We start from the raw sequence: 26518 nt of genomic DNA, 5'->3' as shown, positions 1-26518 counted from the left end.
AGGCTGTGCTAACCAGGGGGCATGACGCACGAGGTGGCCCGCGAGTCCCGCGCCGGCGGCGAGTCCCTGACCACCGTGATCGTGGCGCTGGGGGCCAACCTGCTCATCGCGCTGGCCAAGTCCGTCGCCGCGGTGGTCACGGGAGCGGCGTCGATGCTCGCCGAGGCCGCGCACTCGTGGGCGGACACGGGCAACGAGGTGTTCCTGCTGATCGCGCACCGCAAGGCGGACCGGCCGCCGGACGCCGCGCATCCGCTCGGCTACGGCCGCGAGGTGTACGTGTGGTCGCTGTTCGCCGCGATCGGCCTGTTCGCGGTCGGGGCCGGTGTCTCGGTGACCCACGGCGTGCAGGAGCTGATGCACCCGGAGCCGGCCGCCTCGTTCACGGTCGCCTACGTGGTGCTGGCCATCTCGTTCGTGCTCGAGGGCGCGTCGTTCGCGCAGGCGTGGCGGCAGCTGCGCGGGCAGGCCGCGAAACGGCAGCGGACGCTGCGCGAGCACGTGCTGCGCACCTCCGACCCGACGGTGCGGGCGGTGTTCTTCGAGGACTCGGCGGCGTTGGTCGGCATCGTGATCGCGGCGGCCGGCATCCTGGGGCACCAGCTGACCGGGTCGGTGGTGCCCGACGCGGTCGGCTCGATCCTCATCGGGCTGCTGCTGGGGGTGGTCGCCGTGGTGCTGATCGAGCGCAACCGGGACTTCCTGGTGGGCGAGACGGCGGACCCGCAGGTGCACCGCATGGTGCTGCAGGCGCTGCTCGAGCGGCCCGAGGTGGCGCGGGTGACCTCGCTGCGCCTCGAGGTGATGGGTGCCGGGCAGGTGCTCGTCGTCGGCGCCGTGGACCTGGTGGGCGACGAGCCGGAGGAGCAGGCGTCGCACGCGCTCGCGCGGCTCGAGGCGTCGCTCAGGCAGCGGCCGGCGGTGGTGGGAGCGGTGCTGTCGCTGTCGGAGCCGGACGAGCCGTCGCTGGAGCCGTAGCCGACGGTGCTGGGTCCGACGGCTCCGACTCGGGCAGCCGGGCGGCGAGGAAGTCCGTCACCTCGCGCAGGTACTGCTCACGCGCCGGTGCGGGGGACAGCGCCAGGTCGTGCGCGCCGCCCGCGACGGTCACCAGCGTGACGTCGTCGCCGAGCAGCGGGGCGCGGGCGGCGATCTGCTCGACGTCGAGCACCGAGTCCGTGGTCACCAGCTCGTCGTGCCAGCCCTTGTTCGGCCCGCTGCGGTCGGAGCGCAGCACCAGCACCGGCACGTCGACGTGCAGGCCGCGCGCCACCCGGGCGTGCCCCCGGCGGACGGTGCGGATGAAGCCGGCCGTGACCGGGAAGTCCGAGTTCTTCCACGCCAGGTCGTAGTCCCACTCGCCGCCCGTGGCGGAGTGCAGGGCCTTGCCGTACTCCGGGTCCAGACGGGCGACCACGGCGGTCGGTGCGACGCGGCCGACGACGTCGAGCACCGGCGTCAGCAGGTGCTGCTGCGCCCAGCTGCCGCGCAGGTCCAGCCACGGGCTGTTCAGCACCAGCGCGTCCACCAGCCCGAGCCCGCGACGGGCATCGGCCCACAGGGCCGTGATCAGCCCTCCGGTCGAGTGGCCCAGCAGCACCAGCCGCTCGTACCGGGGTCGCAGCATCCGGACGGCGGTGTCGATCTCCTCCGAGTACAGGCCCAGGTCGGTGACGTCGTCCGGCGGACGGCCGGGGCGGATGGAACGGCCGTAGTCCCGCAGGTCCAGGGCGTACAGGTCGTAGCCGTGCTCGGCGAGCGCCGCGGCGACGTGCGGGTGGAAGAAGTAGTCGACGAACCCGTGCACGTACAGCACCGCCCGGCGTCGCGGCGGCTCGTCCCGGTGCACCAGCGTGGCCACCGGCGGGATGCCGGTGCGCGCGGTGACGCCGTCTGGTCGCAGCGGGATGGTGCGGGCGAGCCAGGGCTCGCCGAGAACGTCGGTGACCTCGCTGGTGACGTCGTCGTCCGCCATGCGCCGGATCCTGCTACACCGCCTGCGGCAGCGCATCCTCCCGGACCGGTACGGGCCGCGCGGCCACCATGCCCTGGCCGGCGACGTCCAGCCCGATGCTCAGCACGCGCGTCGAGCCGTCGGGGTGAACCTCGACCTGGGACACCGACGCGTTCGGCAGCGCGACGAGTCCCTCGGGGTGGATGGTCGACAGCCAGGCGCCCAGCGCCAGCCCGTGCCCGACCACCAGCACGTCCCCGTCCGGGTGCCGGTCGGCGATCAGCGAGAAGGCCCGGCGGGTGCGTGCCATGAAGTCGGCGGCGTGCTCACCCTTCGGCAGGCCGGGGTGCGTGCCGTCGAGCACCTGTGGGACCAGCTCGGTCCACGGCAGCACGGCCTCGAGGTCCCGCTCGGGGTGCCGCTCGAAGGTGCCGAAGTCGTACTCGCGCAGGTCCGCGTCGGTGCGCAGCCGCAGGTCCGGGTGGTGCCGCAGGATCTCCACGGCGGTCGACACCGCGCGTCCCGAGGGTGAGGAGTACGCCGCGAGGAACGGCACGTCGGCGAGGTGCCGTGCCGTGGTGCGCACCCCCTCGCGGCCGACGCGGGTGAGGGGGGAGTCGCAGCTGCCCTGCAGCAGCCGGCGTGCGTTGAAGTGGGTCTGCCCGTGTCGCACGAGCGTCAGCGTGAGGGTCATCGTCGCCCTTTCGTGGTTGTCGTCGCCCTCGACGCTAGACCCGGTTCATGGACGCTCGGCGACGCGCCGGTGATCGTCCGGCGAACAGAGCGGACAGGAACGTGAGGTCTGAGGCCCGGCTGGCGGATGCCGTCAGGCGGCGAGCGCCACGAGGCGTGCGAAGGCAGCGTCGATCCCGCCCGGGGGCCGTGCGGCTTCCCAGGTCTCCGGCGGGTGGCCCACGCCGGCGTCGTCGTCCGAGCGCCGCAGCGGTGGCGGCGGCTCCGGCGCGACGCTCCGGTACACCTGTCCCGTCGGGGTCGTCGTGACCACCGTGTGCCGCATCGCTCCCTCGGACCTCTCCTGGCGCCAGCCCGCTGCCTGCTTCGCGTGGTTGCACGCCTCGCACAGCCCCTGGCTGTTCTCGGCGTCCGTCGGACCGCCCAGCGCGGCCGGCACCACGTGGTCCAGGTGCCGGACGGGGGCGTCGCAGTACGGCATCCGGCAGGTGCCCTGGTCGCGGACGCGCAGCAGCGACGCGAGGCCCTCGGGATGGAACCGCTCGCGCGAGCTGGCCGCCACGACCCGGCCGCGTGGGTCGGTGTAGACCCGACGCAGCCAGGCGGCGTCCGCATCGAGCCCGTTGGCGACAAGCGTCCGTGCGACCTGCGCCGGCACCGTGCCGTAGCCGTCCAGCACCGCGGCACCGTGACCGGAGGCGAGCAGGTCTGCGTCGCTCATCACCAGCGACACGGTGACCGGCACCGTGTCGGCCGCCGCCTGACCGGTCAGCCGTTCGACGAGGGTGTCGGCCATGACCTGGCCGCGCCCCCGTCCGTCCCCGGTGGCCCGAGCCGAGTCGGCCACGCGTCGCAGCGCGGCGTAGGCCGCCACGCCCTGTGCCACCGGCAGGAGAGCCGTGAGGTACGTCATCGTGTCGGGCGCCGGACGGAGGGTCACGCTCCGCTCGTTCTCGGCGCGAGCCGCCCGACGGACGAAGGCGGCGGGGTCGGCGCGGTACGCGTGCTCGCGCGCCATCGCGACGAGCCGTCGGGTGCCGGCCCCGTCCAGGGTGCCGGGATCGGCGCACAGCGCCCGATCCACCGCGGCTCGCTCCTCAGGCTCGAGGCAGGCGGTCTCCTGCACGACGAGCGTCGCCCGGTACTCGGAGAGCCGCCCGTCGGCCAGTGCAGCGAAGGCGCAGGGCAGCTCGGCGCAGAGTGCCTTGGCCGCCCCGAGGAGAACGGCGGCCCGATGCGGAGACTCGCGCCGCGCCATCCCGAGCTGGGCCGCCACACCGCGTCCACGCCTCTCCCGCGGCACGCCGGCATCGCGCTGCAGCTGCCGTTCGTGCGCGTCGAAGTCCACCGACAGCCGCGCCTGGAGTCCGGCCGCGGCAGCCTTGAGCTGTTCGAGTGCGGCCACCAGCTGGATGCGGCCGGCCTGGTCCAGCTCCGCCGGACCCGGTGCCGCCACAGGGCCGCCGCGCTGGGATGGGCTGCCGGCTGCGCCGGCCCACCCGGCGAGCAGCGCGCGCCAGCGAGCAACGTCGGCGAGGGGGCCGTCGCCCGCCGCCGTCACCACGCCTCTGCCCCGCTCCATGCCTAGAGTCTATCGAACATTTGTTCGACACCGGGGGGCTCCGCGCAGCTGTGTACAACGCCTCTCGCGTGTCGCTGCGCGCGCGGACGCCCGGGTCGCCCACGTCGGCGAGTGTGTGCCTCGTCCCTCCTGTACGACACGCCGATCCAGGATCACGGAGGCCTCGCTCGCGCCACTCCCGCGACCACTGGCGCTCAGAGTTGAGCGGAATACACTCAACTTCGGCGCCGTTGCCCTCATCGGCAGCAGCAGACGACATCCGGCAACGCCCAGGGAGGCGCATCCGTGGACGCGAAGTTCACCACCAAGGCACAGGAGGCGCTCGGCGCCGCCATCCAGCACGCGACGGCCGCGGGCAACCCGCAGCTCGAGCCGGCGCACGTCCTGTCGGCGCTCCTCGAGCAGGAGGGCGGGGTCGCCAACGGCCTGCTCGACGCCGTCGGCGCCGACCGGGCGACGCTCGGCCGCCAGGTCCGCGCGATGCTGGTGAAGCTGCCCGCGAGCAGCGGCGCCTCGGTGTCGCAGCCGTCCGCCTCCCGCCAGACGGTCACCGCGCTGGACGCCGCCGAGAAGGAGGCCCGCGCCCTCGGCGACGACTACGTCTCCACCGAGCACCTGCTGATCGGCCTGGCCACCGGCCAGTCCGGCATCGCCGAGGCGCTGACCGCGGTCGGCGCGTCCCGCGACGCCCTGGTCGCCGCGCTCCCCACCGTCCGCGGCAACGCACGTGTGACCACCCCCAACCCGGAGGGCACGTTCAAGGCGCTCGAGAAGTACGGCGTCGACCTGACGCAGCAGGCGCGCGACGGCAAGCTCGACCCGGTGATCGGCCGCGACGCCGAGATCCGTCGCGTGATCCAGGTGCTGAGCCGCCGCACCAAGAACAACCCCGTGCTGATCGGCGAGCCGGGCGTCGGCAAGACGGCCGTCGTGGAGGGGCTCGCCCAGCGCATCGTCGCCGGCGACGTGCCGGAGTCGCTGCGCGGCAAGCGCCTCGTCTCCCTCGACCTGGCCAGCATGGTGGCGGGGGCCAAGTACCGCGGCGAGTTCGAGGAGCGCCTCAAGGCGGTCCTCGCCGAGATCACCGGTGCCGAGGGCGAGATCGTCACGTTCATCGACGAGCTGCACACGGTGGTCGGCGCCGGCGCCGGCGGCGAGGGCGCGATGGACGCCGGCAACATGCTCAAGCCGATGCTGGCCCGCGGGGAGCTGCGCCTGGTGGGCGCGACGACGCTCGACGAGTACCGCGAGCGCATCGAGAAGGACCCGGCCCTCGAGCGCCGGTTCCAGCAGGTGTTCGTCGGCGAGCCGTCCGTCGAGGACACCATCGCGATCCTGCGTGGCCTCAAGGAGCGGTACGAGGCGCACCACAAGGTGACCATCTCCGACGCCGCCCTCGTCGCCGCGGCCACCCTGTCCGACCGGTACATCTCCGGCCGCCAGCTGCCCGACAAGGCGATCGACCTGGTCGACGAGGCGGCTTCACGCCTGCGGATGGAGCTCGACTCCAGCCCCATCGAGATCGACGCGCTGCAGCGTGCCGTGACCCGTCTCGAGATGGAGGAGGTCGTGCTGTCGGAGGCCGACGACCCCGCGTCCCGCGACCGGCTCGGCAAGCTGCGCGCCGACCTGGCCGACCGCCGCGAGGAGCTCGCGTCGCTGACCGCCCGGTGGGAGAAGGAGAAGGCCGGCCACAACCGCGTCGGCGACCTGCGCGCCCGCCTGGACCAGCTGCGTGCCGACTCCGAGCGCGCGCAGCGCGAGGGTGACCTGGCCACCGCCGGCCGCCTGATGTACGGCGAGATCCCGGCCGTGGAGAAGGAGATCGCCGCCGCCGAGTCGTCGGAGGAGGGTGCCGACGAGGACCTCGCCGGCAGCACCCCGATGATCGCCGAGAAGGTCGGTCCCGACGAGGTCGCCGAGGTGGTGGCCGCCTGGACCGGCATCCCCGCCGGCCGGCTGCTGGAGGGCGAGACCGCCAAGCTGCTGCGCATGGAGGAGGTGCTCGGTGAGCGGCTGATCGGTCAGAAGAAGGCCGTCGCCACCGTCTCCGACGCCGTCCGTCGGGCCCGCGCCGGCATCTCCGACCCCGACCGCCCCACCGGCTCGTTCCTGTTCCTGGGTCCCACCGGCGTCGGCAAGACCGAGCTGGCCAAGGCGCTCGCGGACTTCCTGTTCGACGACGAGCGCGCCATGGTCCGCATCGACATGAGCGAGTACTCCGAGAAGCACTCGGTCGCTCGTCTGGTCGGTGCTCCTCCCGGGTACGTCGGCTACGAGGAGGGCGGCCAGCTGACCGAGGCGGTGCGGCGCCGTCCCTACGCGGTGGTGCTGCTCGACGAGGTCGAGAAGGCCCACCCCGAGGTGTTCGACATCCTGCTGCAGGTGCTGGACGACGGTCGGCTGACCGACGGTCAGGGCCGCACGGTCGACTTCCGCAACGTGATCCTGGTGCTGACCTCGAACCTCGGTTCGCAGTTCCTGGCGGACCCGATGCTGTCCGACGACGCCCGGCGCGAGGGTGTGATGACGGCCGTGCGCTCGGCGTTCAAGCCGGAGTTCCTCAACCGGCTGGACGACATCGTGCTGTTCGACGCGCTGTCGATCGACGAGATCGGGCAGATCGTCGAGCTGCAGGTCGCCGCGCTGGCCCGTCGGCTCGCCGACCGCCGGCTGACCCTGGACGTCACGCCCGCCGCCCGCGAGTGGCTGGCGCTCGAGGGGTACGACCCCGCCTACGGCGCCCGGCCGCTGCGCCGGCTGGTGCAGAAGGAGATCGGCGACCGGCTGGCCCGCTCCCTGCTCGCCGGCCAGGTGCACGACGGCGACACGGTGGTGGTGGACCGCGACGACACCGGCACCCTGTCGGTGACCACCGGCTCGCCGAGCGTGCTGGCCTGACGGCGGCCCCGACCCGCACCCCGCACTGGACCGCGAGGCGGGCACATCCAGGCGAGATGGGCACGTGCATATGCCCCGCTCGCGTGCATGTGCCCATCTCGCCGGCCGGAGGCCAGGTCGTCCGGGGTACCGTCGCGGCGTGACCGACGACGCTGCCCAGTCCGCCGCCCAGGCGACCCCCGTCAAGTTCTCCGACCCCGCGTTGCTGGCCGAGCTCGAGACGCAGGAGGAGCGCCTGGTGCTGCCGCACCTGACGTACGACGACGCCGCCCGGCTCGGCGCCACCGTCGCGGCGCTGGCCGAGCAGCGGCAGCTGCCGGTGGTGGTGCGGGTCGAGGTCGACACCCCGGACGGGCCGCACACCGTGTTCCAGCGGGCCCTCCCCGGCTCGTCCACCACCAACGACTGGTGGATCGGAGCCAAGGCCAAGGTGGTGCGCCACTACGGTCACTCGTCGTTCGCGGTGGGTACCCGGTACCGCGTCGACGGCACCACGTTCGAGGAGTCGTCGGGCCTGGACGAGACCTACAAGGCGCACGGCGGCTGCTTCCCGCTGCGGGTCGACGGCCGGCTGGTCGGCGTCGTCGCCGTGTCCGGTCTGCCGCAGCAGGACGACCATGCGCTCGTCGTCGAAGGCCTCACGGCCTACCTGGCCGGCTGACGCCGACCTCGCCGACTGACCCGCGGCCGGCCTGGCACTAGGAGGCAGGTACCTCCGCCGTCACGTCCCGGACCAGGTTGTTCACCTCGTCGGGACCGAAGCCCGCCGCCATGCCGAGGTCCACCGCCACCCGCAGCGGCACCTGCGCCAGCTCCGCCGACCAGTGGGCGGCCAGCTCGGTGACCCCGCCGTCTTCGAGCGCCGCCCGCAGCGCGGGACCGCCGGCAGGGTCGGCCAACCACTCCGCGACCGTGGACATGGCGGTCAGCGGCGGCCAGATCGGCTCGCCGACCACCTCGACCTCCACGGAACCGCGCAGGTCCCGCGACGAGGCGCCCACCTCGACGACGAACGTGCCGCCCTCCACCACCCACCGGCGCAGGTCGGGGTGCCAGTACGACAGGTCGCGCGCCGTCAGCGTCAGGCTCACCACCTGCGACTCGCCGGGCGCCAGCCAGATCTTGCGGAACGCCCGCAGCTCACGCACGGGCCGCTGCACGGACGCCTCCGGGTCGCCCACGTACACCTGGACCACCTCGGCACCGTCCCGCGTCCCGGTGTTGGTCACCCGGACGCTGACGTCCACGGTGGCGGCCGCACCCTCGCCGTGCACCTGGGCCGCGACCTCGTCGTACGCGAACGTCGTGTACGTCAGCCCGTGCCCGAAGGGGTACGCCACCTCCAGGTCACGCGCGTCGTACCAGCGGTAGCCCACCAGCACGCCCTCGCCGTACCGGACGTGCCGGCCCTCACCGGGGAAGCTGCCGAACGCCGGGGTGTCCACCAGCCGGTGCGGGATCGTCTCGGTCAGCCGGCCCTCGGGGGAGCGGTGGCCGAGCAGCACGTCTGCCACCGCCGAGCCGCCGGCCTGCCCGGACAGCCACGTCTCGAGGATCGCCGGCGCGAGCTCGCGCCACGGCGAGACGTTGACGGCGCTGCCGTTGGACAGCACCACGACGATCCTGGGGTTGACCTGCGCGATCGCGGCGAGCGTGCGCACCTGGTTGTCGGGCAGGCCCCAGCGGGGCCGGTCGTACCCCTCGGACTCGTCGGCGGCCGGCAGGCCCAGGAACACGAGCACGACGGACGCGTCGCGCGCCGCCGCCACGGCGTCGGTGCGGAGCACCTCGTCGTGCTCGTCATCACCCGCCAGGGAGAAGCCGGGGGCGAACGGCAGCTCCACCCCTGTGACCGCCCGGAGCGCAGTCAGCGCGTCGTCGACGCGGGTCGCGCGCACCTGCGACGACCCCGCGCCCTGGTAGCGCGGGGTGCGGGCGAACTCGCCGACGACGACGGCACCGCGGGCCGCGTCCGCCTCGAGCGGGAGCAGCGGCGCACCGGCCACCCGCTCGTTGCGCAGCAGCACCGAACCGGCTGCCGCCGCCTCGCGGGCCAGCTCGTGGTGGGCGTCGAGGTCGGCGGTGCCGGGGTCGGCGACGGCCGGTTGCGCCCGGTCCACCAGCTGCAGCACGCGGCGGACGGAGCGGTCCAGCACCTGCTCGTCGAGCCGGCCGTCGATCACCGCCGACACCACCTCGAGGTCCGGACGCGACCCGACGCCGGGCATCTGCAGGTCCAGGCCGGCCACCAGGGCCGCCACCCGGTCGTGCACCGCACCCCAGTCCGAGACGACGACCCCGTCGAACCCCCATTCGTCCCGCAGCACCTGGGTCAGCAGCCACGGGTGCTGCGAGGCGTACGTGCCGTTGATGCGGTTGTACGAGCACATCACCGTCCACGGCTTCGCCTGCGTGACGATCCGCTCGAACGCCGGCAGGTAGATCTCGCGCAGCGTCCGCTCGTCGATGTCCGCGGAGACGCGCATGCGGTCGGTCTCCTGGTTGTTCGCCGCGAAGTGCTTCAGGGACGTGCCGACGCCCTGGCTCTGCACCCCCTCGACCAGTGCCGCGCCGAGCGCCCCCGCCACCAACGGGTCCTCGGAGACGTACTCGAAGTTGCGCCCGCACAGCGGGGTCCGCTTGATGTTGACGCCGGGGCCCAGCAGGACGGAGACGCCGTTCGCCCTGGTCTCGCGGCCCAGCGCCGCCCCGACGCGCCGCAGCAGGTCGGGGTCCCACGTGGAGCCGAGGGCGGCCGCCGTCGGGAAGCAGGTGGCCGGCACCGACTCGCCGAGCTCCGCCGAGCCGCCCTCCGCCACCTGCTTGCGCAGGCCGTGCGGCCCGTCCGCCACCATCACGGCCGGCAGCTCCAGCCTCTCGACGGCCTTGGTGTGCCAGAAGTCCGCACCGGACGTCAGCCCGGCCTTCTCCTGGAGGGTCAGTGCTGCGAGCACACGGTCGACGTCGACCATCGGTGCAACCTTCCTGTGGCGGCGGTGCGGTCAGGCTATCGCCGCGGTCTGACGGGCGAACGTGCGGCCGGTCGGGCCGGCAGGGTGGACGGGCGGTGTGGACCGGCGGTGCGGGGCGGCCGGTGGGACCGGCGCGGTGGGTCAGAGGTTGGAGCTCTGCGCCCCGAAGCCCTGCGTGGCCGAGCCTGTGACGGTCGAGTCCGTGCCCCACAGGCAGTAGGCGGACCTCTCGCCGGCGTCCCACTGGTCCGGGTGCGGCGGCCAGACGTCCGACCAGTCGTCCGCGCCGAGCAGCGCGGAGTTCGCGGCCAGCACGTCGTCCTCGCAGGTCGACAGGGCCTTGTCCAGCTCGGCACCGGGCTCGTCGGTGCTGTTCACCGGCCGCTCGGCCAGCGTGTACACCGACACCACCTCGAGGTTGTGCGGGGCGGTGCAGGCGACCGGGACGGCGTCGGCCAGCGACCAGGAGCTGGCGTCGCCCTGCAGGCACTCACCCGGCGTCAGCCCCTGCACCAGTCGGTACTCCGGCAGCGTGGTGCCGGCCGCGGAGCCGCTGTGCACCGGTCCCGACGACGTCCGGGACGAGGACGACGCCGAGTCGTCGAACCTGCCGCTGCTCCCCAGCACGGCGATCAGCACGATGAACCCGATGATCAGCAGCGTCCCGACGGCCCCGACCACCACGGCGGCGATGGCGAGGCCACGCCCCTGGAGCTGGCGGCGCTTGGTGCGCACCATGCCGGCGATGCCGAGCCCGAGGCCGACCGGGAACGTGAGGCCGACCAGGAACCCGCTGAGCGCGACGACGAGTGCCGCGATGGACATCGGGTCCGTCTTGGGGGTGTCCCAGCCACCCGCCGGGGCGTACGGCTGCCCCGTGGGGTAGCCGTACGGACCGTACGTCGGCACCTGCCCCGGTGGCCCGTAGACCGGCTGCTGCCCGTAGACCGGCTGCTGCCCGTAGACCGGCTGCTGCCCGTAGACCGGCGCCGGTCCGTACGGCTGCGCCGCTCCGTACGGCTCCTGCCCGTACGTCGGCTGATGCCCCGGCTGCGCCTGCCCCGACACCGGTGCGTCGCCGTAGGGGTTCGGCTGCGCGTACATCGGGGCCGGGGCGCTGCCACCACCCTCGGGCTGCGGGATCGGTGCGGCGTACGGGTCGGGCTGCTGCGCAGAGCTGCCTGGGGCGCCCGGGTCCTGACTCATGGGCCGCAACGTAGCGCAGCGTTCCCACACGTATGCCCTGGTCGGCGGGCGATCTGTGCCGACCGGCGCACCCGTGTCGCCTCGCCCGACCGGCCGCAGGCAGCAGCCGCCACCCGCACGTCCGGCGCCGTCAGTCGGCGATCGTCAGCACCACCGGTACGTGGTCGGACGGCGCCTTGCCCTTGCGCTCGTTCCGCTCGATGACCACGTCTGTGACCTCCGCCGCGAGGGCCGGTGAGGCGTACGTCAGGTCGATGCGCATGCCCTCGTTCCGGGGGAACCGCAGCTGCTGGTAGTCCCAGTACGTGTAGGTGTGCTCGGCGGGGACGTGCTGGCGGGACACCTCGGTGTACCCGGCAGCCGCGATCGCCTCGAACGCCTCCCGCTCGGCCGGCGTGACGTGCGTCCGGCCGGCGAAGAAGCCGATGTCCCAGACGTCGGTGTCCAGGGGGGCGATGTTCCAGTCGCCCACCATGGCGATCCGGGCCGCGGGGTCGGCCTGCAGCCACCCGCCGGCGGCCTCCCGCAGGGCGTCCAGCCACTCGAGCTTGTACGTGAAGTGCGGGTCGCCCACGTCGCGACCGTTGGGCACGTACAGGCTCCACACGCGCACCCCGCCGCAGGTGGCGCCCACGGCTCGCGCCTCGACGGCCCCGGGGTCGCCCCACGTCGGCTGGCCGGGGAAACCGTGCTCCACGTCGGTCACGCCGACCTTCGACGCGATCGCGACGCCGTTCCACTGGCTGAACCCGCTGGTGACCACCTCGTACCCGAGGGCCTCGAAGCCCTCCCGTGGGAACGACTCGTCCTTCACCTTGGTCTCCTGCATCGCCAGCACGTCGACGCCGGTGCGTTCGAGGTAGGCGAGCACCCGGTCCACGCGGGCACGGATCGAGTTGACGTTCCAGGTGGCCAGGCGCATGGACGGCACGGTACCTGCGACCGGTGACAGCCTCGCCGTCCGCCCGCGGTCGCGGGGGTCAGCGCGAGGCGGCGTCCAGCGCGGCGACCTCGTCGGCCGCCAGCTCGAGGGTGGTGGAGGCGAGCAGGTCGGGCAGCTGGTCGAGGCTCCGGGCGCTCGCGATGGGCGCCACGACCGTCGGCCGCCGGCGCAGCCACGCCAGCGCCACGGTCGCGTCGGAGACGCCGTGCGCCGCCGCGACCTCGTCCAGCACGGGGAGCACCGCGGCACCTCGGCCCTCGAGGTACTGCGCCGCCCGGCCGGCCCGCGGACCGCTCGGCGAGCCGTCGGCGCGGTACTTGCCGGTGAGGAACCCGGAGGCCAGCGCGTAGTACGGGAACACGCCCAGGCCGTACGTCTCGGCACGGGCCTGCAGCCCGTCCTCGAACCCGCGCTCGACGAGGTTGTACTCCGGCTGCAGCGCGACCGGCCGGTGCAGGTGCTCCCGCTCGGTGACGGCCAGCCACTCGTCGATGCGGTCGGGGGTGTAGTTCGAGATGCCGAGGTAGCGCACCAGCCCCTCGTCCACCAGGGCGGACAGCGCCCCGAGGGAGTCGGCCAGCGGCACGGACGGGTCGTCGAAGTGCGCGTAGTACAGGTCGATGTGGTCGGTGCCCAGCCGCTGCAGCGAGGCGTGCACCGCCCCGCGGATCGTGTCCGGTGCCAGGCCGAGGAACTGCGGGTGCCGCGAGACCTTCGTCGCCACCACCACGTCGTCCCGCCGGCCGCGGTGAGCCAGCCACCGGCCGATGATCGCCTCGCTCTCGCCGCCGGTGTGCCCCGGCACCCAGTGGGAGTACCCGTCGGCGGTGTCCACCATCGACCCGCCCGCGTCGACGAACGCGTCGAGCACGTCGAGGCTCGTCGCCTCGTCGGCCGTCCACCCGAACACGTTGCCCCCCAGAGCCAGCGGAAGGACCGCGAGGTCCGAGTGGCCCACCTGCACTGTCGTCGTCACGCCGCGCATCGTAAGCACGGGGACTGACGGCCCTCCTGGCCGAGCCGACGTGACGCCGGACACGCGACCGGACGGGTGGCCCGTCGGGTGGGAGCCGCCCGTCGCCCGCCGGCACGCACGACGAGGGGCCGCGACGCCGGTTTCTCCACCCGTCGTCGCGACCCCTCGTCGGGTCAGCGTGCGCTCAGCGCACGTCCTCGTCCACCCAGTCGAAGGACTTGGTGACGGCCTTCTTCCACAACCGGTACTGGCGGTCACGCTCGGCGTCGTCCATCGACGGCGTCCAGCGCTTGTCCTCGGCCCAGTTGTCGATGACGTCCTGCTCGCCGTTCCAGAACCCGACGGCGATGCCGGCCGCGTAGGCCGCGCCGAGCGCCGTGGTCTCGGCCACCTTCGGCCGGATCACGGGCACGCCGAGGATGTCGGCCTGGAACTGCATGAGGGCCTCGTTGGCCACCATGCCGCCGTCGACCTTCAGCTCGGTCAGGTCCACGCCGGAGTCGGCGTTCATCGCGTCGAGCACCTCGCGGGTCTGGAAGGCGGTGGCCTCCAGGGCGGCCCGCGCGATGTGGCCCTTGGTGACGTACCGCGTCAGGCCGACGAGGACGCCGCGGGCGTCGCCACGCCAGTACGGCGCGAACAGGCCCGAGAACGCCGGGACGAAGTACGCCCCACCGTTGTCCTCGACCGTCTCGGCCAGCTGCTCGACCTCGGGCGCGCTCTGGATGAACCCGAGGTTGTCCCGCAGCCACTGGATCAGCGATCCGGTGACGGCGATCGAGCCCTCGAGCGCGTAGACCGTCGGCTGCTCGCCGATCTTGTAGCAGACCGTCGTCAGCAGGCCGTTCTTGGACGGGATGGGCGACGTGCCGGTGTTCAGCAGCATGAAGTTGCCGGTGCCGTACGTGTTCTTCGCGTTACCGACCTCGAAGCACGCCTGGCCGAACGTCGCCGCCTGCTGGTCGCCGAGGATGCCGGAGATCGGCACGCCCGGGACAAGACCGCCCTTGCGACCGTGCCCGTACACCTCGGACGAGCTGCGGATCTGGGGAAGCATCGACAGCGGGATGCCCATCTCGCCGGCGATCTCCTCGTTCCACGTCAGCGTGTCGAGGTTCATCAGCATGGTGCGCGAGGCGTTGGTCGGGTCGGTGACGTGGATGCCGCCGTCGACCCCGCCGGTCATGTTCCACAGCACCCACGAGTCGGTGTTGCCGAACGCGAGCTTGCCGGCCTCGGCCTTCTCCCGGGCACCCTCGACGTTGTCGAGGATCCAGCGGATCTTCGGGCCCGAGAAGTAGGTGGCCAGAGGCAGACCGACGCGGGCCTTGTACCGGTCCGCACCGCCGCCGAGGGCGCCGAGGTCGTCGGCGATCTTCTGCGTGCGGGTGTCCTGCCAGACGATCGCGTTGTAGACGGGCTCGCCGGTCTCGCGGTCCCACACCACGGTGGTCTCGCGCTGGTTGGTGATGCCGACCGCGGCGAGGTCGTCGTAGTTCAGGCTCGCCTTGCCGAGTGCCTGGCCGACCACCTCACGCGTGTTGTCCCAGATCTCCTTCGGGTTGTGCTCCACCCAGCCCGGCTTCGGGAAGATCTGCTCGTGCTCCTTCTGGCCGACCGAGACCACCGTTCCCGCGTGGTCGAAGATCATCGCGCGGGTGCTCGTGGTGCCCTGGTCGATCGCCATCACGTACTTGTCAGCCATGGTGCCTCCTCGTCGAGGGTCGTTCAGGAAGTGCTGTCAGTGGGTGGTCAGCCGACGAACCAGTGACCGGTCAGGCCGGCGAGCACGCCGCCGACGATGGGGCCGAAGACCGGCACCCAGGAGTACGCCCAGTCGCTGGAGCCCTTGCCGCGGATCGGGAGCACGAAGTGCGCGATGCGCGGGCCGAGGTCACGGGCGGGGTTGATGGCGTACCCGGTGGGGCCACCGAGGGAGAGGCCGATGCCGAGCACGATGAGCGACACGGCGAGCGGGCCGATCTGGGCCGGCGTCTTGCCGGACACCAGCACCCAGAACACCAGCACGAAGGTGCCCAGGACCTCGGTGACGAAGTTCCAGAAGTAGGAGCGGATCGCCGGGCCGGTGGAGAAGACGCCCAGCTTGGTGGCCGGGTCGGCGTCCTCGTCGAAGTGCTTCTTGTAGGCGAGGTACACCAGCACGGCACCGATGAAGGCGCCGAGCAGCTCGGCGACGATGAACAGCAGAGCGTTCGTCGCCGTCATGTCGATGCCGGGGGCCAGCGTCTTGGCGCCCGAGGCCCAGACGCCCAGCACCACGGCGGGGTTCAGGTAGCCGCCCGACTTGAAGGCGACGTACACGCCGGCCATGACGGCGATGCACCATCCGAAGGTGATGACGATCCACCCGCCGTTGAAACCCTTGTTCCTGGGCAAGATCACATTGGCAACCACGCCGCCACCGAGAAGGATCAGCATTCCGGTGCCGAGCACCTCCGAGATGAAGGCTTGCCCGATCGTGTAGTTCACGTGGACCTCTTTCGTCGACGTCGTTGTCTGCATCGCCCGCGACATCGGTCGCGGGGGTCCTGAGGGGGGCAGCCGTCAGGCGTGCCCCGTGGTGCCGGCCGACCCGGGGCCGACCGAGCCGGTGCCGGTCCCGGGCGTGGCGACGCCCTCGAGCGGCTGCATCGGCGACAGGTCCGGCACCTGCAGCCGGACGCGCTCGGCCGAGGCGTCGTCGGGCTGCTCGGCGGCCTCGTGCTCCGCCTTGGCCCGGGCCTTGTACGCCTCGATCTCCTTCTCGCGGGTCGCGGCGTCCCAGCCGAGCTCGGCCGCCAGCAGGTCGGCGATCTGGTCGAGCGCGCCGACGCCCTTGTCCGCCTGCTCGTAGTTGAGCCGCGTGCGGTGCATCATCACGTCGTCCAGGTGCAGGGCGCCCTCGTGGGTCGCCGCGTAGACGATCTCCGCACCGATGTACGCCGGGGCGCCGTGCAGCGGCTGCGCCAGCTCGGGACGGGCGTCCACCAGGTCGATCAGCTCGCCGAGCAGCGAGCCGTACCGGTGCAGCAGGTGGTCCATGCGGTGCTGCTCCCAGCCGTACCGCAGCCCGATGGCCCGGGCCTGCCGCTGGAACACGCGCAGCCCCTCGGCACCGACCAGCGGCACCTCGTGGGTGATCGACGGCAGCGTCGTCGCCCGTGAGCCGATGGCGAAGTCCACCGCGTCCTTGGCCATCACGCGGTAGGTGGTCAGCTTGCCGCCGGCGATCACCGTCAGACCCGGCGTGGGGGAGGCGACGGTGTGCTCGCGGGACACCTTGGCGGAGCTGGTGCCCTCCTTGGTGCCCGGCTGCAGCAGCGGCCGCAGGCCGGCCCACACGCCGATCACGTCGTCGCGGGTCAGCGGGCGGGCGAGCACCGCGTTGGCGTGCTCGATCACGTAGTCGATGTCCGCGCTGGTGGCGACGGGGTGGGTCAGCTCCTGGTGCCACGGGGTGTCCGTGGTGCCGATCACCCAGTAGCGGGACCACGGGATGATGAACAGCACCGACTTCTCGGTCTGCAGGATCAGGCCGGTGTCGCCCTGGATGCGGGCGCGCGGCACGACGATGTGGATGCCCTTGCTGGCCAGCACCCGCAGGCCGCCGCCGCTGCGGGCCAGCGCCTCGGTCTTCTCCGTCCAGACGCCGGTGGCGTTGATGACGGCACGGGCGCGCACGTCGAACCGCTCGCCGGTCTCCAGGTCCTCGAGCAGCGCGCCGCTGACGGCGCCGCCGGTGGTGGTGTGCAGGTCGAGCACCTGGGTGCGCGAGGCGGCGTGCGCGCCGTAGGAGACGGCGGTGCGGACGAGCGTCTCGACCAGGCGGGCGTCGTCGACGCTGGCGTCCCAGTACCGGATGGCGCCGATGGCGGCGTCGTGCCGCAGGTCCGGGAACATCCGCTCCATGCCCTTGCGGGTCAGGTGGCGGTGGATCGGCATCGCCCGGCGGGTGCCGGACGCGGTGGCCAGCGTGTCGTACAGCGCCACGCCGGCGCCGACGTAGGCGCGCTCCCAGACGCGGTTCTCCAGCGGGTACAGGAAGCTGACGGGCTTGACCAGGTGCGGGGCCAGCTTGGAGATGAGCAGGTCACGCTCGGTCAGCGCCTCGTGCACCAGGTGGAAGTCGAGCATCTGCAGGTAGCGCAGACCGCCGTGCACCAGCTTGGACGAGCGGCTGGACGTGCCGCTGGCCCAGTCCTGCGCCTCGACCATCGCCACGTCCAGCCCGCGGGTGACCGCGTCGAGCGCGATGCCGGCACCGGTCACGCCACCGCCGATCACCAGGATGTCCAGCTCGGAGTCCCGCTCCGTCGAGCGACGCAACCGCTCCAACGAGTCGGTCCGGGCCTGGACGGTGAGCGGGGCGGTCCTCATGTGGCTGGCTCCTCGGTGCTGGTGACGTTCGCCCGGGTTCTCGCGACGACGGTGTCGCGGCCGTTCGGGCCGATGGCCCAGGACGAACGGCCCGGATTCGCCCTATCCTCGGCAGCGGCGGAACGTACGCGCAACAGCAGTGCACAAATGTGCACGCAGGGGCGAGGAGGCACCTGTGTACGTGGAGCGGGAGCAGGACGTGCTCCGGGCGGCGTCGATGTACTACCTGCAGGACATGAAGATGGAGGTCATCGCCCGGCACCTGGGCACCTCGCGGTCGACGGTGTCGCGGTTGATCAAGCGCGCGCGGCAGTCCGGCCTGGTCGAGATCACCCTGCGCCCGGCGAGCACGCGTGCACCGGGGATCGGTCGTTCGCTCACCGCGGCGTTCGGCGTGGACGCCTACGTGGTCGCGGTGCCGGACTCCGCCGGGACGGTCGAGCGGCTGGACCAGGTGGCGATGACCGCCGCCAAGCTGCTGACCTCGTGGTTCGACTCCGACATGGTGCTCGGCGTCGCGTGGGGCACCACGCTGGCCGCCGTCTCCCGGTACCTGACCCCGAAGGCCACCCGGGGGTCCGTGGTGGTGCAGCTGAACGGCGCGGCCAACATGCGCACCAGCGGGATCGAGTACGCGTCGGACCTGATCTCGTCGTTCGGGACGGCGTTCGGCGCGGGCGTGCACCACTTCTCGGTGCCCGCCTTCTTCGACTACCCGGACACCAAGGCGGCGATGTGGCGCGAACGGTCCGTGCGCCGCGTGCTGGACATGCAGGCGCGCGTGGACATCGCCCTGTTCAGCGTGGGTGCGGTGGCCGGGGCGGTGCCGAGCCACGTGTACTCGGCCGGGTACCTGGACGACGCCGACGTGCAGGCCCTGCACGACGAGGGCGTGGTGGGCGACGTGTGCACCGTCTTCCTGCGCGCCGACGGCTCGTGGGCCGACGTGCCGCTGAACGCCCGCGCGACCGGGCCCACGCCGGACGAGCTGAAGCACATCCCGCGGCGCGTGTGCGTGGTCGCCGGCGACAACAAGGTCGCACCGCTGCTCGCCGCCCTGCGCGCCGGGGTGGTCACCGACCTGGTGGTGGACGAGATCACCGCCACCGGCCTGCTCGAGCACGTCGACGTGCCGCGGCTCGGGCGGCAGCGCTCGCGGACGTAGGGCTCTGCGCCCGCACTGGACCCCGCCCGACGCCGGGCCGGGTCGGGTCTGCGTCGGGGCCTGCGCCGGGCGGCAGGTACCGTGACCGGCGTGAGCGAGGTCGTGGTCCGGGCCGCCCTGCCCGCCGATGTGCACGCCGTCCACGACCTGGTGGAGCCCTACGCCGAGCAGCGCATCCTGCTGCCCAAGGAGTGGGTCGGCTACTACGAGGCCGTCCAGGAGTTCCTGGTCGCCGTGGTCGACGACGAGGTGGTCGGCTGCGGCGCCCTGCACGTGATGTGGTCGGACCTCGCCGAGATCCGCACGCTGGCGGTCCGCCCGGACCAGCGCCGGCACGGCGTGGGGCACGCTCTGCTCGGCGGGCTCGTGGCGCGGGCCCGGGACCTCGGCCTCGCCCGGGTGTTCTGCCTGACCTTCGAGGTGGACTTCTTCGCCTCGCACGGCTTCCAGGTGATCCAGGGGACGCCGGTGGACCCCTCCGTCTACGCCGAGCTGCTCCGCTCGCACGACGACGGCGTCGCGGAGTTCCTGGACCTGGCGCGCGTGAAGCCGAACACGCTGGGCAACACCCGGATGCTTCTCGAGCTCTAGCTGTCCGGGGTCAGGCGGGGAGTCGGTAGGCCGCCGGCTCGTCGTCCGACGCGGGGACGAGAACCTCGACCAGACCGTCCGCCACCAGGCCGTTCACCGCCCGCGCCAGCTGGACGCGATCGGGCCACACGGCCTCCACGCCGGTGGCGGGCACCGGCTCGAGCGCCTCCCGCAGCAGCGCCATCACCCGGCCCCGCACCTGCCGGTCGGTGCCGGCGAACGCCTGGGTGCGGCGTCGGTGGGCGTGCTCGTCGTCCGGCCGCCCGGCCAGCAGCCAGGCGCAGCGGTCGGCCACCGGGCACGCCGCGCAGCGGGGGGACCGCGCGGTGCACACCAGCGCGCCGAGCTCCATCGTCGCGACCGCCCACCGGGCGGCGGTGGCGTCGTCGTCGGGCACCACGGCGGCGGCGCGCTGCCGCTCCGCGACCGTCTGGGCCGGTGGTGGCAGGGCGGTGCCACCGAGCAGCCGGCCCAGCACGCGGCGCACGTTGGTGTCCAGGACCACGGACCGACGGTCGAACCCGAACGCCAGCACGGCCGCGGCGGTGTACTCGCCGACACCGGGCAGCGCGAGGAGCTCGTCCGGGTCGTCCGGCACCTGCCCACCGTGCCGCTGCACGAGCGTGCACGCGCACTCCTGCAGCCGCAGCGCGCGCCGGGGGTACCCGAGCCGGTCCCACGCGCGCAGCACGTCCGCCGTGGACGCCGCGGCCAGTGCCGCAGGGGTGGGCCAGCGGTCCATCCAGGCGCGCCAGGCCGGCTCGACCCGGACCACCGGGGTCTGCTGCAGCATCACCTCGCTGACCAGCACGCCCCAGGGCGTCCGGTCCGGCGCCCGCCACGGCAGGTCACGGGCGTTGTCCCGGTACCAGTCGAGGAGCGTGCCGTGCAGCGCCGCGGCGTCCGACGAGTGCGGAGCCGGGCCGTCGAGCACCGGACCATGGTCCCAGACGTTCGTCCCGGGACAGGGAGCGCGTCCCACGCGTACCGTTATGACATGGTCGACGGTCCGTCGGCGGACACCGGAGTGCGGACCCACTGGGTGACGCAACGGTCCGCGACGCCCGGGACCACCACCGGCGTTCACCAGCCGCCGCCCACCACCGCCGGGATCCCCGTGGTCTCCGCCCGTCCGCTGGTGAAGACCGCCCTGTGCCGGTCCATCGGCGACGTGGACGAGGTGATCGGCGCCCACGGGCAGGCGGCACACTGCTGGTGCCAGGCCGACCGGCTGTCCGGTGTCGAGCAGCGGACCCTGACGCCGACGGAGCTGCGCGGCCGGCTCGCCGATCGCATCGCGCAGGACCTGCCTGCCCCCGGGGTGATCGCCAGCATCGGCGGCGAACGGGTCGGCTGGTGCTCCGTGGCGCCGCGCGTGGAGTTCGTGCGCGCCCGCAGCTGCAGCGCGATGTCGGTGCCGGGCATCCAGCCCGACGACCCCGGGGTGTGGTCCGTCACCTGCTTCGTGGTGCGCGCCGGGTTCCGTCGGCGCGGGGTTGCCACCGCCCTGCTCGACGCGGCCGTCGAGCACGCACGCTCGTCCGGCGCCGGCTGGCTCGAGGGGTACCCGGCCGACACGTCCGAGCGGTCCGAGCCCGAGGGCGACTCGCTGCACCGGGGGACGCTGCACCTGTTCCTGCGCGCCGGCTTCGAGCTGGTGGCGCGGCCCCGGCACGGGCGGGCGATCGTCCGGCTCGAGCTGTAGGTGCCCGGCCCGGTCGTCGTCGGGTCGCTCGGGCGCGTCCTGCGCCGATCCGTTCCCTGCGCTTCGTAGCGTGGATGCCCGACGGCGCCCGGTGGGGGCTGCCGGCTGCACGACGGAGGGCTACGGACGTGGCGACGACGAGCCGGAGGCTGCCGGCCCGGGTGTACTGGGTGCGGCGGGCGGTGGTGCTCGGTGTGCCGTTGGTGCTGCTGCTCCTGGTGCTCGTCGTGATCCACCCGTGGGCCGGTCGGGCCGCGGACCGTGCCGCCGCCCGCACACCGCTCACCCCGTCGACGACGACCTCAGCGGTGGGGACGACCGCGGCCGCGGCACCCGCCGCGCCGGCGAGCACGTCACCGACGCCGACCCCCACACCGTCCCTGCGTGGGGGTGTCGCCGACTGCCAGCCGGCGCAGCTCGCGCTGGGCCTCACCCCGGCTGCGGTGGACGTGCCGGCCGGAGTCAGCCCGACGTTCACGGTGACCATCAAGAACACCGGGACGGCGCCGTGCCTGGTCGACGCCGGCGACGCCTACCGCGAGGTGGTGATCACCTCCGGTGCGGACCGGGTGTGGTCGTCCAAGGACTGCGCGGCGGCCAACGCACCGCGACGGACGCTGCTGCTGGCCGCCGGCCAGTCGGACACCACCCAGGTGCCGTGGAACCGGGTTCGGTCGGCGCCGGGATGCCCGGGTGGGCAGTCACGTCCCGGGACGGGCACCTACCAGGCCGCCGTGAACCTCGCCGGGGCGACCGGCGGGCCGGCGGTGTTCGTCCTGCACTGAGCCGGACCGGCACGGGGCCGGTGCGGACGGTCGTCGGACGACCGGAGCGGGACGGGCGCTAGACGTAGCGCTCGAGGATGCTGGACTCCGCCAGCCGGGACAGGCCCTCGCGCACCGACCGGGCACGCTGCTCGCCGACACCGTCGACGGACATCAGGTCGTCCACGCCGGCCGCGAGGAGCTTCTGCAGGCCGCCGAAGTGCGCGACGAGCCGGTCGACCACGGTGCTGGGCAGCCGGGGGACCCGCGACAGCAGGCGGTAGCCGCGGGGCCCGACCGCGCCGTCGAGCGTGTCGGTGCTGCCGGGCAGGCCCAGCACCCGGGCGATGTGCGCCAGGTCCAGCAGCTCGGTGGACGTCAGGTCGGCCAGTGCGGCGAGCACCTGGTCGACGTCGCGGCGGGAGGTGTCGACGTAGTCGCGGATCACCAGAGCCCGGTCGGCACCGGCGCCGGCGATCAGCTCGTCGAGCTGGAGCGCCAGCAGCCGGCCGTCGGAACCGAGCTCGACGACGTAGCCGTCGATCTCCTCGCTGATGCGGCGCACCATCTCCAGACGCTGCACCACGGCGGACACGTCCCGCACGGTGACCAGGTCCTCGATCTCCAGCGCCGACAGGGTGCCGCTGACCTCGTCCAGCCGGGCCTTGTACCGCTCCAGCGTCGCCAGCGCCTGGTTGGCGCGGGACAGGATTGTGGTCGAGTCCTCGAGCTGGTGCCGCGCGTCGCCGACGTAGATCGCGATGATCCGCATCGAGGCGGACACCGAGATCACCGGCAGGCCGGTCTGCTTGGCGACGCGCTCGGCGGTGCGGTGGCGGGTGCCCGACTCGGACGTCTCGATGCTGGGGTCCGGCAGCAGCTGGACCGCGGCGCGGACGATGCGGTTGGTCGCCGGGTCCAGCACCACGGCGCCGTCCATCTTGCACAGCTCGCGCAGGCGGGTGGCGCTGAACTCGACGTCCAGCACGAACCCGCCGGAGCACAGGCGCTCCACGGCCTGATCCATGCCGAGGACGATCAGCGCGCCGGTACGCCCCCGCAGGATGCGCTCGAGCCCGTCGCGCAGGCCGCTGCCGGGCGCGACGGCGCTGAGGGTGGAGCGGAGCAGCTCCTCCTGGGACGGCGCAGGCACCAGGCGATGGTATAGGCCGATGCTGCGGGGAGCCTGGAGGGGTCCGCGGGCGTTCGGGTGAGATGGCACCGCCCGAGCGGCGGGCACGTCGGCGTCGACGCGCAGCAGGTCAGCCGTGCTGGCCACCCCGCAGCCGAGTCACGCCGGCGGGGACACCGACGCCCGCGGCGTCGACGGCCTGTGCCAGGTCGCCGGCGCCGATCACCTGCATGCCCTCCGGGACGACGAGGCCCTCGAGGCTGCCGGCCGGCACCACGGCCCGCCGGAAGCCGAGCCGAGCCGCCTCCGCGAGCCGCCGGTCCACGCCGGCCACCGTCCGGATCTCGCCGGCGAGGCCCACCTCGCCCACGGCGACCAGCCCCCGCACCAGCGTCTCGTCCTCCCGCGCGCTGACGGTGGCGAGCGCCAGCGCCAGGTCGGCCGCCGGCTCGACCACCCGGGCGCCGCCGACGGTGGACACGTAGACGTCCTGGTCGGACAGGCGCGCGCCGAGCCGGCGCTGCAGCACGGCGAGCACCATCGACAGCCGCGCGGAGTCGACGCCGGACGTCGTCCGGCGCGGGTTCGGTGCCGCGCTGGGCGCCACCAGCGCCTGCACCTCGGTGGCCAGGGGGCGGCGGCCCTCGAGCGTCACGGTCAGGCAGGTGCCCGGCACCGGGTGCAGCGCCTGGGACACGAACAGACCGCTCGGGTCGGCCAGGCCGACGATGCCGCGCTCCGACAGGTCGAAGCAGCCGACCTCGTCCGTCGGGCCGTACCGGTTCTTGGTGGCGCGCAGCATCCTGAGGCGGGAGTGGCGGTCGCCCTCGAACTGGCAGACCACGTCCACCAGGTGCTCGAGCGTGCGGGGACCGGCCACCGACCCGTCCTTGGTGACATGACCGACGAGCACGACGGGCAGGTCGCGGCTCTTGGCGGTGGCGATCAGCGCGGCGGCGACCTCCCGGACCTGCGCGACACCGCCGGCCGTGCCGTCCACCAGGGCGGACGCGACCGTCTGCACCGAGTCCAGCACCAGCAGGTCGGGGTCGACCTGCTCGACGTGGCCCAGGACGGTGGCGAGGTCCGTCTCGTCCGCGAGCAGCAGTCCGGGGTGCAGCGCTCCGATGCGGTCGGCGCGCAGCCGGACCTGGCCCGCGGACTCCTCGCCGGTGATGTAGAGCACGGTGCGGCCGGCAGCGGCCGTGCGCGCCGCGACGTCGAGCAGCAGCGTGGACTTGCCGACGCCCGGCTCGCCGGCCAGCAGCACGACGGCGCCGGGCACCAGGCCCCCGCCGAGCACGCGGTCCAGCTCCGGGACGCCCGTCGGGCGGGCCCGTGCGGCCTCGACGTCGATCTCGCCGATGGGCCGCGCGGGCGACCGCGTCGGCACCACCGCCGCCGTGCGGGGCGCCCCGCCGCCCGGCCCGACGTCCTCGGACACCGACCCCCAGGCCTGGCACTCGCCGCAGCGGCCCACCCACTTCGACGTTGTCCACCCGCATTCGACGCAGCGGAAGGCCGGGCGGCTGCGGTCGGCGCGCGCGGCGTCACCACGTGGGGTCGCCGGGCGGCGGACGGAGGTGCTGGTCACGGGTCGGACGGTAGCCGGGGCCACCGACACGGCCCCGGAGCAGGGGCACGACGCGGCGGGCGCGTCGATAGGCTGCCGTCCGTCCGGCGCTCGGCCGGCGGTGCGGGGGTGGGACGGCATGAGCGAGACGGCACACCACAGCGGGTCGGGGACCGGCGCGCGTCCGGCCTGGCTGCTCCCGGTGGCGATCGTCGCCGCCGTGGTGGTGGTCGCCGGGATCGTCGTCGGCGTCGTGCTGTCGCAGCGCTCGGGTAAGAGCGGCGCGACGGGTTCGCCGGCAGCGGCCGCCACCGTGGTGCTGCCGTCGCCCACCCCGACCGTCACCGCGGTCGCGCGGCAGGCGACCTCCGCGTTCGCCAAGGCGCTGCCGAGCAGCGTGCTGCAGTACGCGCTCGCCACCTCGACGGCGGACACCGCGTGGCAGAACGCCGGTGCCCTCGAGGCGTGGGACGAGACGTACACGGACGGGTCCGCGCACACGCTGAAGCTGCGGGCGGGTCAGTGGGAGACCGCCGACCAGGCGAAGGCGTTCGCGGCGACCCTGGTCGCAGCGGTGGCGACGCCCGCACCGACGGCCCCGGCCGTCGCGACCCCGTCGGCCGGCGCGAGCTCGACCGCCACCGCGGGGCTGCCGCGGTCGGGGGACGTCACAGCAGGTGGCGCGACGGTCGGCACCTACTCGGTGGTGGACTCCGGGGACGGCACCGCGACGGCGGTGTGGACCAACGGCGAGTCGGTGTTCATGCTGGTCGCGCCCGCGGCGGACGCGTACGCCGCCTACACGGCGTTCCCGCTCTGAGCCGGGCGGCCTCGTCGCTCGTCGGCACCGCGCTCGGCTGCACCGCCCTCGTCTACACCGCGCTCGTCGGTACGAGGTAGCGCCGCACGCGTGCGGCACCGTCGGCCAGCACGTCCTGGAGCACGCCGCCGCAGCGCTCGATGACGGCCCCTGACGCCAGGTTGGCGTCGTCGCACGTCACCAGCGCCTGCTCGATGCCCAGACCGGCCGTGATCGCCAGGCCCTCGCGGAGCAGCGCGGTCGCGTACCCGCGCCGGCGGAAGGCCGGTCGGACGCCGTAGCCGATGTGCCCGCCGACGCGGGCGAGGTGCTCGTTCAGCTGGTGCCGCACGGACACGCGGCCGACGAGGTCGCCGTCGACCAGGCCGACCAGGAACGTCGCAGGCACGTAGCCCGGCGGCAGGTCGTGCCCCTCCCGGGTCGCCGCCACGAGCTCGACGTACCGGTCGAACGGCCGGCCGTCGCGCCCGACGAGGAAGTCGAAACCCTCGGCGGCGAGCTCGCGCTCGGCGAGCAGCGCCTGGGCCTCGTCGGCCGTCGTCAGGGGGCGGAGCAGCAGGGTCGGCTCGGGCATCCGCCGATGGTAGGCGGGCGGTCGCCGGTGGCAGGGGTGGTGGGCGCGACGACGCCCGAACGGCCTCGGCGGAGAGGTCGCCGCCGCTACGGTGACGGTGACGTCAGGGGGCGGTCGGGATGGGCACGAGGTACGGGTCCGCGGCGGCGGTGGCGACGGTGCTGCTTCTCGGGGGGTGCGGTGTCGCAGGTGCGGCGGCCCGACCCGAAAGCGCGCCCGTGAGCCCGCCGAGTCCGACGCCCACGCCGACGCTCTGCGCCGAGTTCCCGCCGCAGCCGCCGCTCCCCGGCGATGTCGAGGGCTGGTGGAGCTCCACGCCGGCGGACGCGGACGGGAACGTGCTGACCGATCCGGCGGACTGGCCCGCCCAGCTGCGGGAGCACCCACGGACCGCGCTCGTGGACGCGGCCACGGGCCGCGTTGTCTCGAGCTGGGACCGGCGCACCTGCGGGCAGATCCCCGACTTCCGGCCGCCGAGCGGGCTCAGCGGGAACCAGCTGGTGGTGCTCGATGCGGACTCGGGCGCCGTGCTGGAGTCGATGCCGGTGCAGCGGTAGCGCTCGACGGCGGACAAATGTGACACAAATGCA

The 26518-nt window shown here is 73.6% G+C and carries 23 protein-coding genes; 9 read left to right on the top strand and 14 right to left on the bottom strand.

The window, feature by feature from the left end:
- Positions 1-21: 21 nt before the first annotated feature.
- Positions 22-978 carry a cation diffusion facilitator family transporter gene (locus QMF98_RS15435; RefSeq protein ID WP_337973808.1) on the top strand — a complete coding sequence of 319 codons (957 nt, stop codon included), beginning with the start codon at positions 22-24 and terminating at the stop codon, positions 976-978.
- Here QMF98_RS15435 and QMF98_RS15430 read toward each other — a convergent pair.
- From QMF98_RS15430 to QMF98_RS15420, 3 genes are all read right to left on the bottom strand, one after another.
- Positions 905-1975: an alpha/beta hydrolase gene (locus QMF98_RS15430; RefSeq protein ID WP_337973807.1), complete on the bottom strand. Its 1071-nt coding sequence runs from the start codon at positions 1973-1975 to the stop codon at positions 905-907. The two genes, QMF98_RS15435 and QMF98_RS15430, sit on opposite strands and share 74 nt — an antisense overlap.
- A gap of 13 nt (positions 1976-1988) precedes the next feature.
- Positions 1989-2648, bottom strand: coding sequence for a histidine phosphatase family protein (locus QMF98_RS15425; protein ID WP_337973806.1), 660 nt, complete (start codon positions 2646-2648; stop codon positions 1989-1991).
- A 132-nt stretch (positions 2649-2780) separates the two neighbouring features.
- Entirely contained in the window at positions 2781-4229 is a 1449-nt protein-coding gene (locus QMF98_RS15420; RefSeq protein ID WP_337973805.1) for an HNH endonuclease, read from the bottom strand.
- A gap of 285 nt (positions 4230-4514) precedes the next feature.
- Here QMF98_RS15420 and clpB point away from each other — a divergent pair, with 285 nt between their 5' ends.
- Entirely contained in the window at positions 4515-7130 is a 2616-nt protein-coding gene (gene clpB / locus QMF98_RS15415) for an ATP-dependent chaperone ClpB (RefSeq protein WP_337973804.1), read from the top strand.
- 139 nt (positions 7131-7269) lie between these two features.
- The gene (locus tag QMF98_RS15410) at positions 7270-7791 is read left to right on the top strand and encodes a heme-degrading domain-containing protein (RefSeq protein WP_337973803.1); all 522 of its coding nucleotides are present in this window, start codon (positions 7270-7272) and stop codon (positions 7789-7791) included.
- A 37-nt stretch (positions 7792-7828) separates the two neighbouring features.
- Here QMF98_RS15410 and QMF98_RS15405 read toward each other — a convergent pair whose 3' ends face one another.
- From QMF98_RS15405 to QMF98_RS15375, 7 genes are all read right to left on the bottom strand, one after another.
- On the bottom strand, positions 7829-10102 hold the full coding sequence (locus QMF98_RS15405) for an aryl-beta-d-glycosidase (protein ID WP_337973802.1): 2274 nt from the start codon (positions 10100-10102) through the stop codon (positions 7829-7831).
- 141 nt (positions 10103-10243) lie between these two features.
- Positions 10244-11308, bottom strand: coding sequence for a DUF4190 domain-containing protein (locus QMF98_RS15400; RefSeq protein ID WP_337973801.1), 1065 nt, complete (start codon positions 11306-11308; stop codon positions 10244-10246).
- A 130-nt stretch (positions 11309-11438) separates the two neighbouring features.
- A complete protein-coding gene (locus tag QMF98_RS15395) occupies positions 11439-12230 on the bottom strand; it encodes an exodeoxyribonuclease III (protein ID WP_337973800.1) in 792 nt (263 codons plus the stop codon).
- Positions 12231-12288: 58 nt separating this feature from the next.
- Positions 12289-13236: an aldo/keto reductase gene (locus QMF98_RS15390; RefSeq protein ID WP_490715625.1), complete on the bottom strand. Its 948-nt coding sequence runs from the start codon at positions 13234-13236 to the stop codon at positions 12289-12291.
- Between the two features lie 175 nt (positions 13237-13411).
- Positions 13412-14932 carry a glycerol kinase GlpK gene (gene glpK, locus QMF98_RS15385; RefSeq protein ID WP_337973798.1) on the bottom strand — a complete coding sequence of 507 codons (1521 nt, stop codon included), beginning with the start codon at positions 14930-14932 and terminating at the stop codon, positions 13412-13414.
- A gap of 47 nt (positions 14933-14979) precedes the next feature.
- The gene (locus tag QMF98_RS15380) at positions 14980-15750 is read right to left on the bottom strand and encodes an MIP/aquaporin family protein (protein WP_378096770.1); all 771 of its coding nucleotides are present in this window, start codon (positions 15748-15750) and stop codon (positions 14980-14982) included.
- 42 nt (positions 15751-15792) lie between these two features.
- On the bottom strand, positions 15793-17604 hold the full coding sequence (locus QMF98_RS15375; protein ID WP_337973796.1) for a glycerol-3-phosphate dehydrogenase/oxidase: 1812 nt from the start codon (positions 17602-17604) through the stop codon (positions 15793-15795).
- A 175-nt stretch (positions 17605-17779) separates the two neighbouring features.
- On the opposite strand from QMF98_RS15375, the gene QMF98_RS15370 reads away from it, so the two are divergent.
- On the top strand, positions 17780-18769 hold the full coding sequence (locus tag QMF98_RS15370; protein ID WP_337973795.1) for a sugar-binding transcriptional regulator: 990 nt from the start codon (positions 17780-17782) through the stop codon (positions 18767-18769).
- 90 nt (positions 18770-18859) lie between these two features.
- A complete protein-coding gene (locus QMF98_RS15365) occupies positions 18860-19360 on the top strand; it encodes an amino-acid N-acetyltransferase (RefSeq protein ID WP_490715624.1) in 501 nt (166 codons plus the stop codon).
- Positions 19361-19370: 10 nt separating this feature from the next.
- Here the strand turns inward: QMF98_RS15365 and QMF98_RS15360 are convergent, their stop codons facing one another.
- Positions 19371-20294, bottom strand: coding sequence for an HhH-GPD family protein (locus tag QMF98_RS15360; RefSeq protein ID WP_337973793.1), 924 nt, complete (start codon positions 20292-20294; stop codon positions 19371-19373).
- A 63-nt stretch (positions 20295-20357) separates the two neighbouring features.
- Here QMF98_RS15360 and QMF98_RS15355 point away from each other — a divergent pair, with 63 nt between their 5' ends.
- Together QMF98_RS15355 and QMF98_RS15350 are read left to right on the top strand one after the other, a co-directional pair.
- Positions 20358-21065, top strand: a complete 708-nt coding sequence (locus QMF98_RS15355) for a GNAT family N-acetyltransferase (protein WP_337973792.1) — start codon at positions 20358-20360, stop codon at positions 21063-21065.
- Between the two features lie 128 nt (positions 21066-21193).
- A complete protein-coding gene (locus QMF98_RS15350) occupies positions 21194-21850 on the top strand; it encodes a cupredoxin domain-containing protein (RefSeq protein WP_337973791.1) in 657 nt (218 codons plus the stop codon).
- A 58-nt stretch (positions 21851-21908) separates the two neighbouring features.
- Here QMF98_RS15350 and disA read toward each other — a convergent pair whose 3' ends face one another.
- The gene (gene disA, locus QMF98_RS15345) at positions 21909-22982 is read right to left on the bottom strand and encodes a DNA integrity scanning diadenylate cyclase DisA (protein WP_490715623.1); all 1074 of its coding nucleotides are present in this window, start codon (positions 22980-22982) and stop codon (positions 21909-21911) included.
- A 109-nt stretch (positions 22983-23091) separates the two neighbouring features.
- Positions 23092-24555, bottom strand: a complete 1464-nt coding sequence (gene radA / locus QMF98_RS15340) for a DNA repair protein RadA (protein ID WP_337973790.1) — start codon at positions 24553-24555, stop codon at positions 23092-23094.
- 118 nt (positions 24556-24673) lie between these two features.
- On the opposite strand from radA, the gene QMF98_RS15335 reads away from it, so the two are divergent.
- Positions 24674-25354 (top strand): hypothetical protein, encoded by a 681-nt coding sequence (locus QMF98_RS15335; RefSeq protein ID WP_337973789.1) that lies wholly within the window; start codon positions 24674-24676, stop codon positions 25352-25354.
- A gap of 52 nt (positions 25355-25406) precedes the next feature.
- On the opposite strand, the gene QMF98_RS15330 is transcribed toward QMF98_RS15335, so the two are convergent.
- On the bottom strand, positions 25407-25928 hold the full coding sequence (locus QMF98_RS15330) for a GNAT family N-acetyltransferase (protein WP_337973788.1): 522 nt from the start codon (positions 25926-25928) through the stop codon (positions 25407-25409).
- Between the two features lie 218 nt (positions 25929-26146).
- On the opposite strand from QMF98_RS15330, the gene QMF98_RS15325 reads away from it, so the two are divergent.
- A complete protein-coding gene (locus tag QMF98_RS15325; RefSeq protein ID WP_337973787.1) occupies positions 26147-26485 on the top strand; it encodes a hypothetical protein in 339 nt (112 codons plus the stop codon).
- Positions 26486-26518 lie beyond the last annotated feature (33 nt).

It is taken from the genome of Cellulomonas sp. NTE-D12, assembly GCF_027923705.1.
In the GTDB taxonomy this organism is placed as follows: domain Bacteria; phylum Actinomycetota; class Actinomycetes; order Actinomycetales; family Cellulomonadaceae; genus Cellulomonas.
Note: the sequence above shows the minus strand (reverse complement) of the source record. Positions and strands in the feature narration are given on the sequence as shown.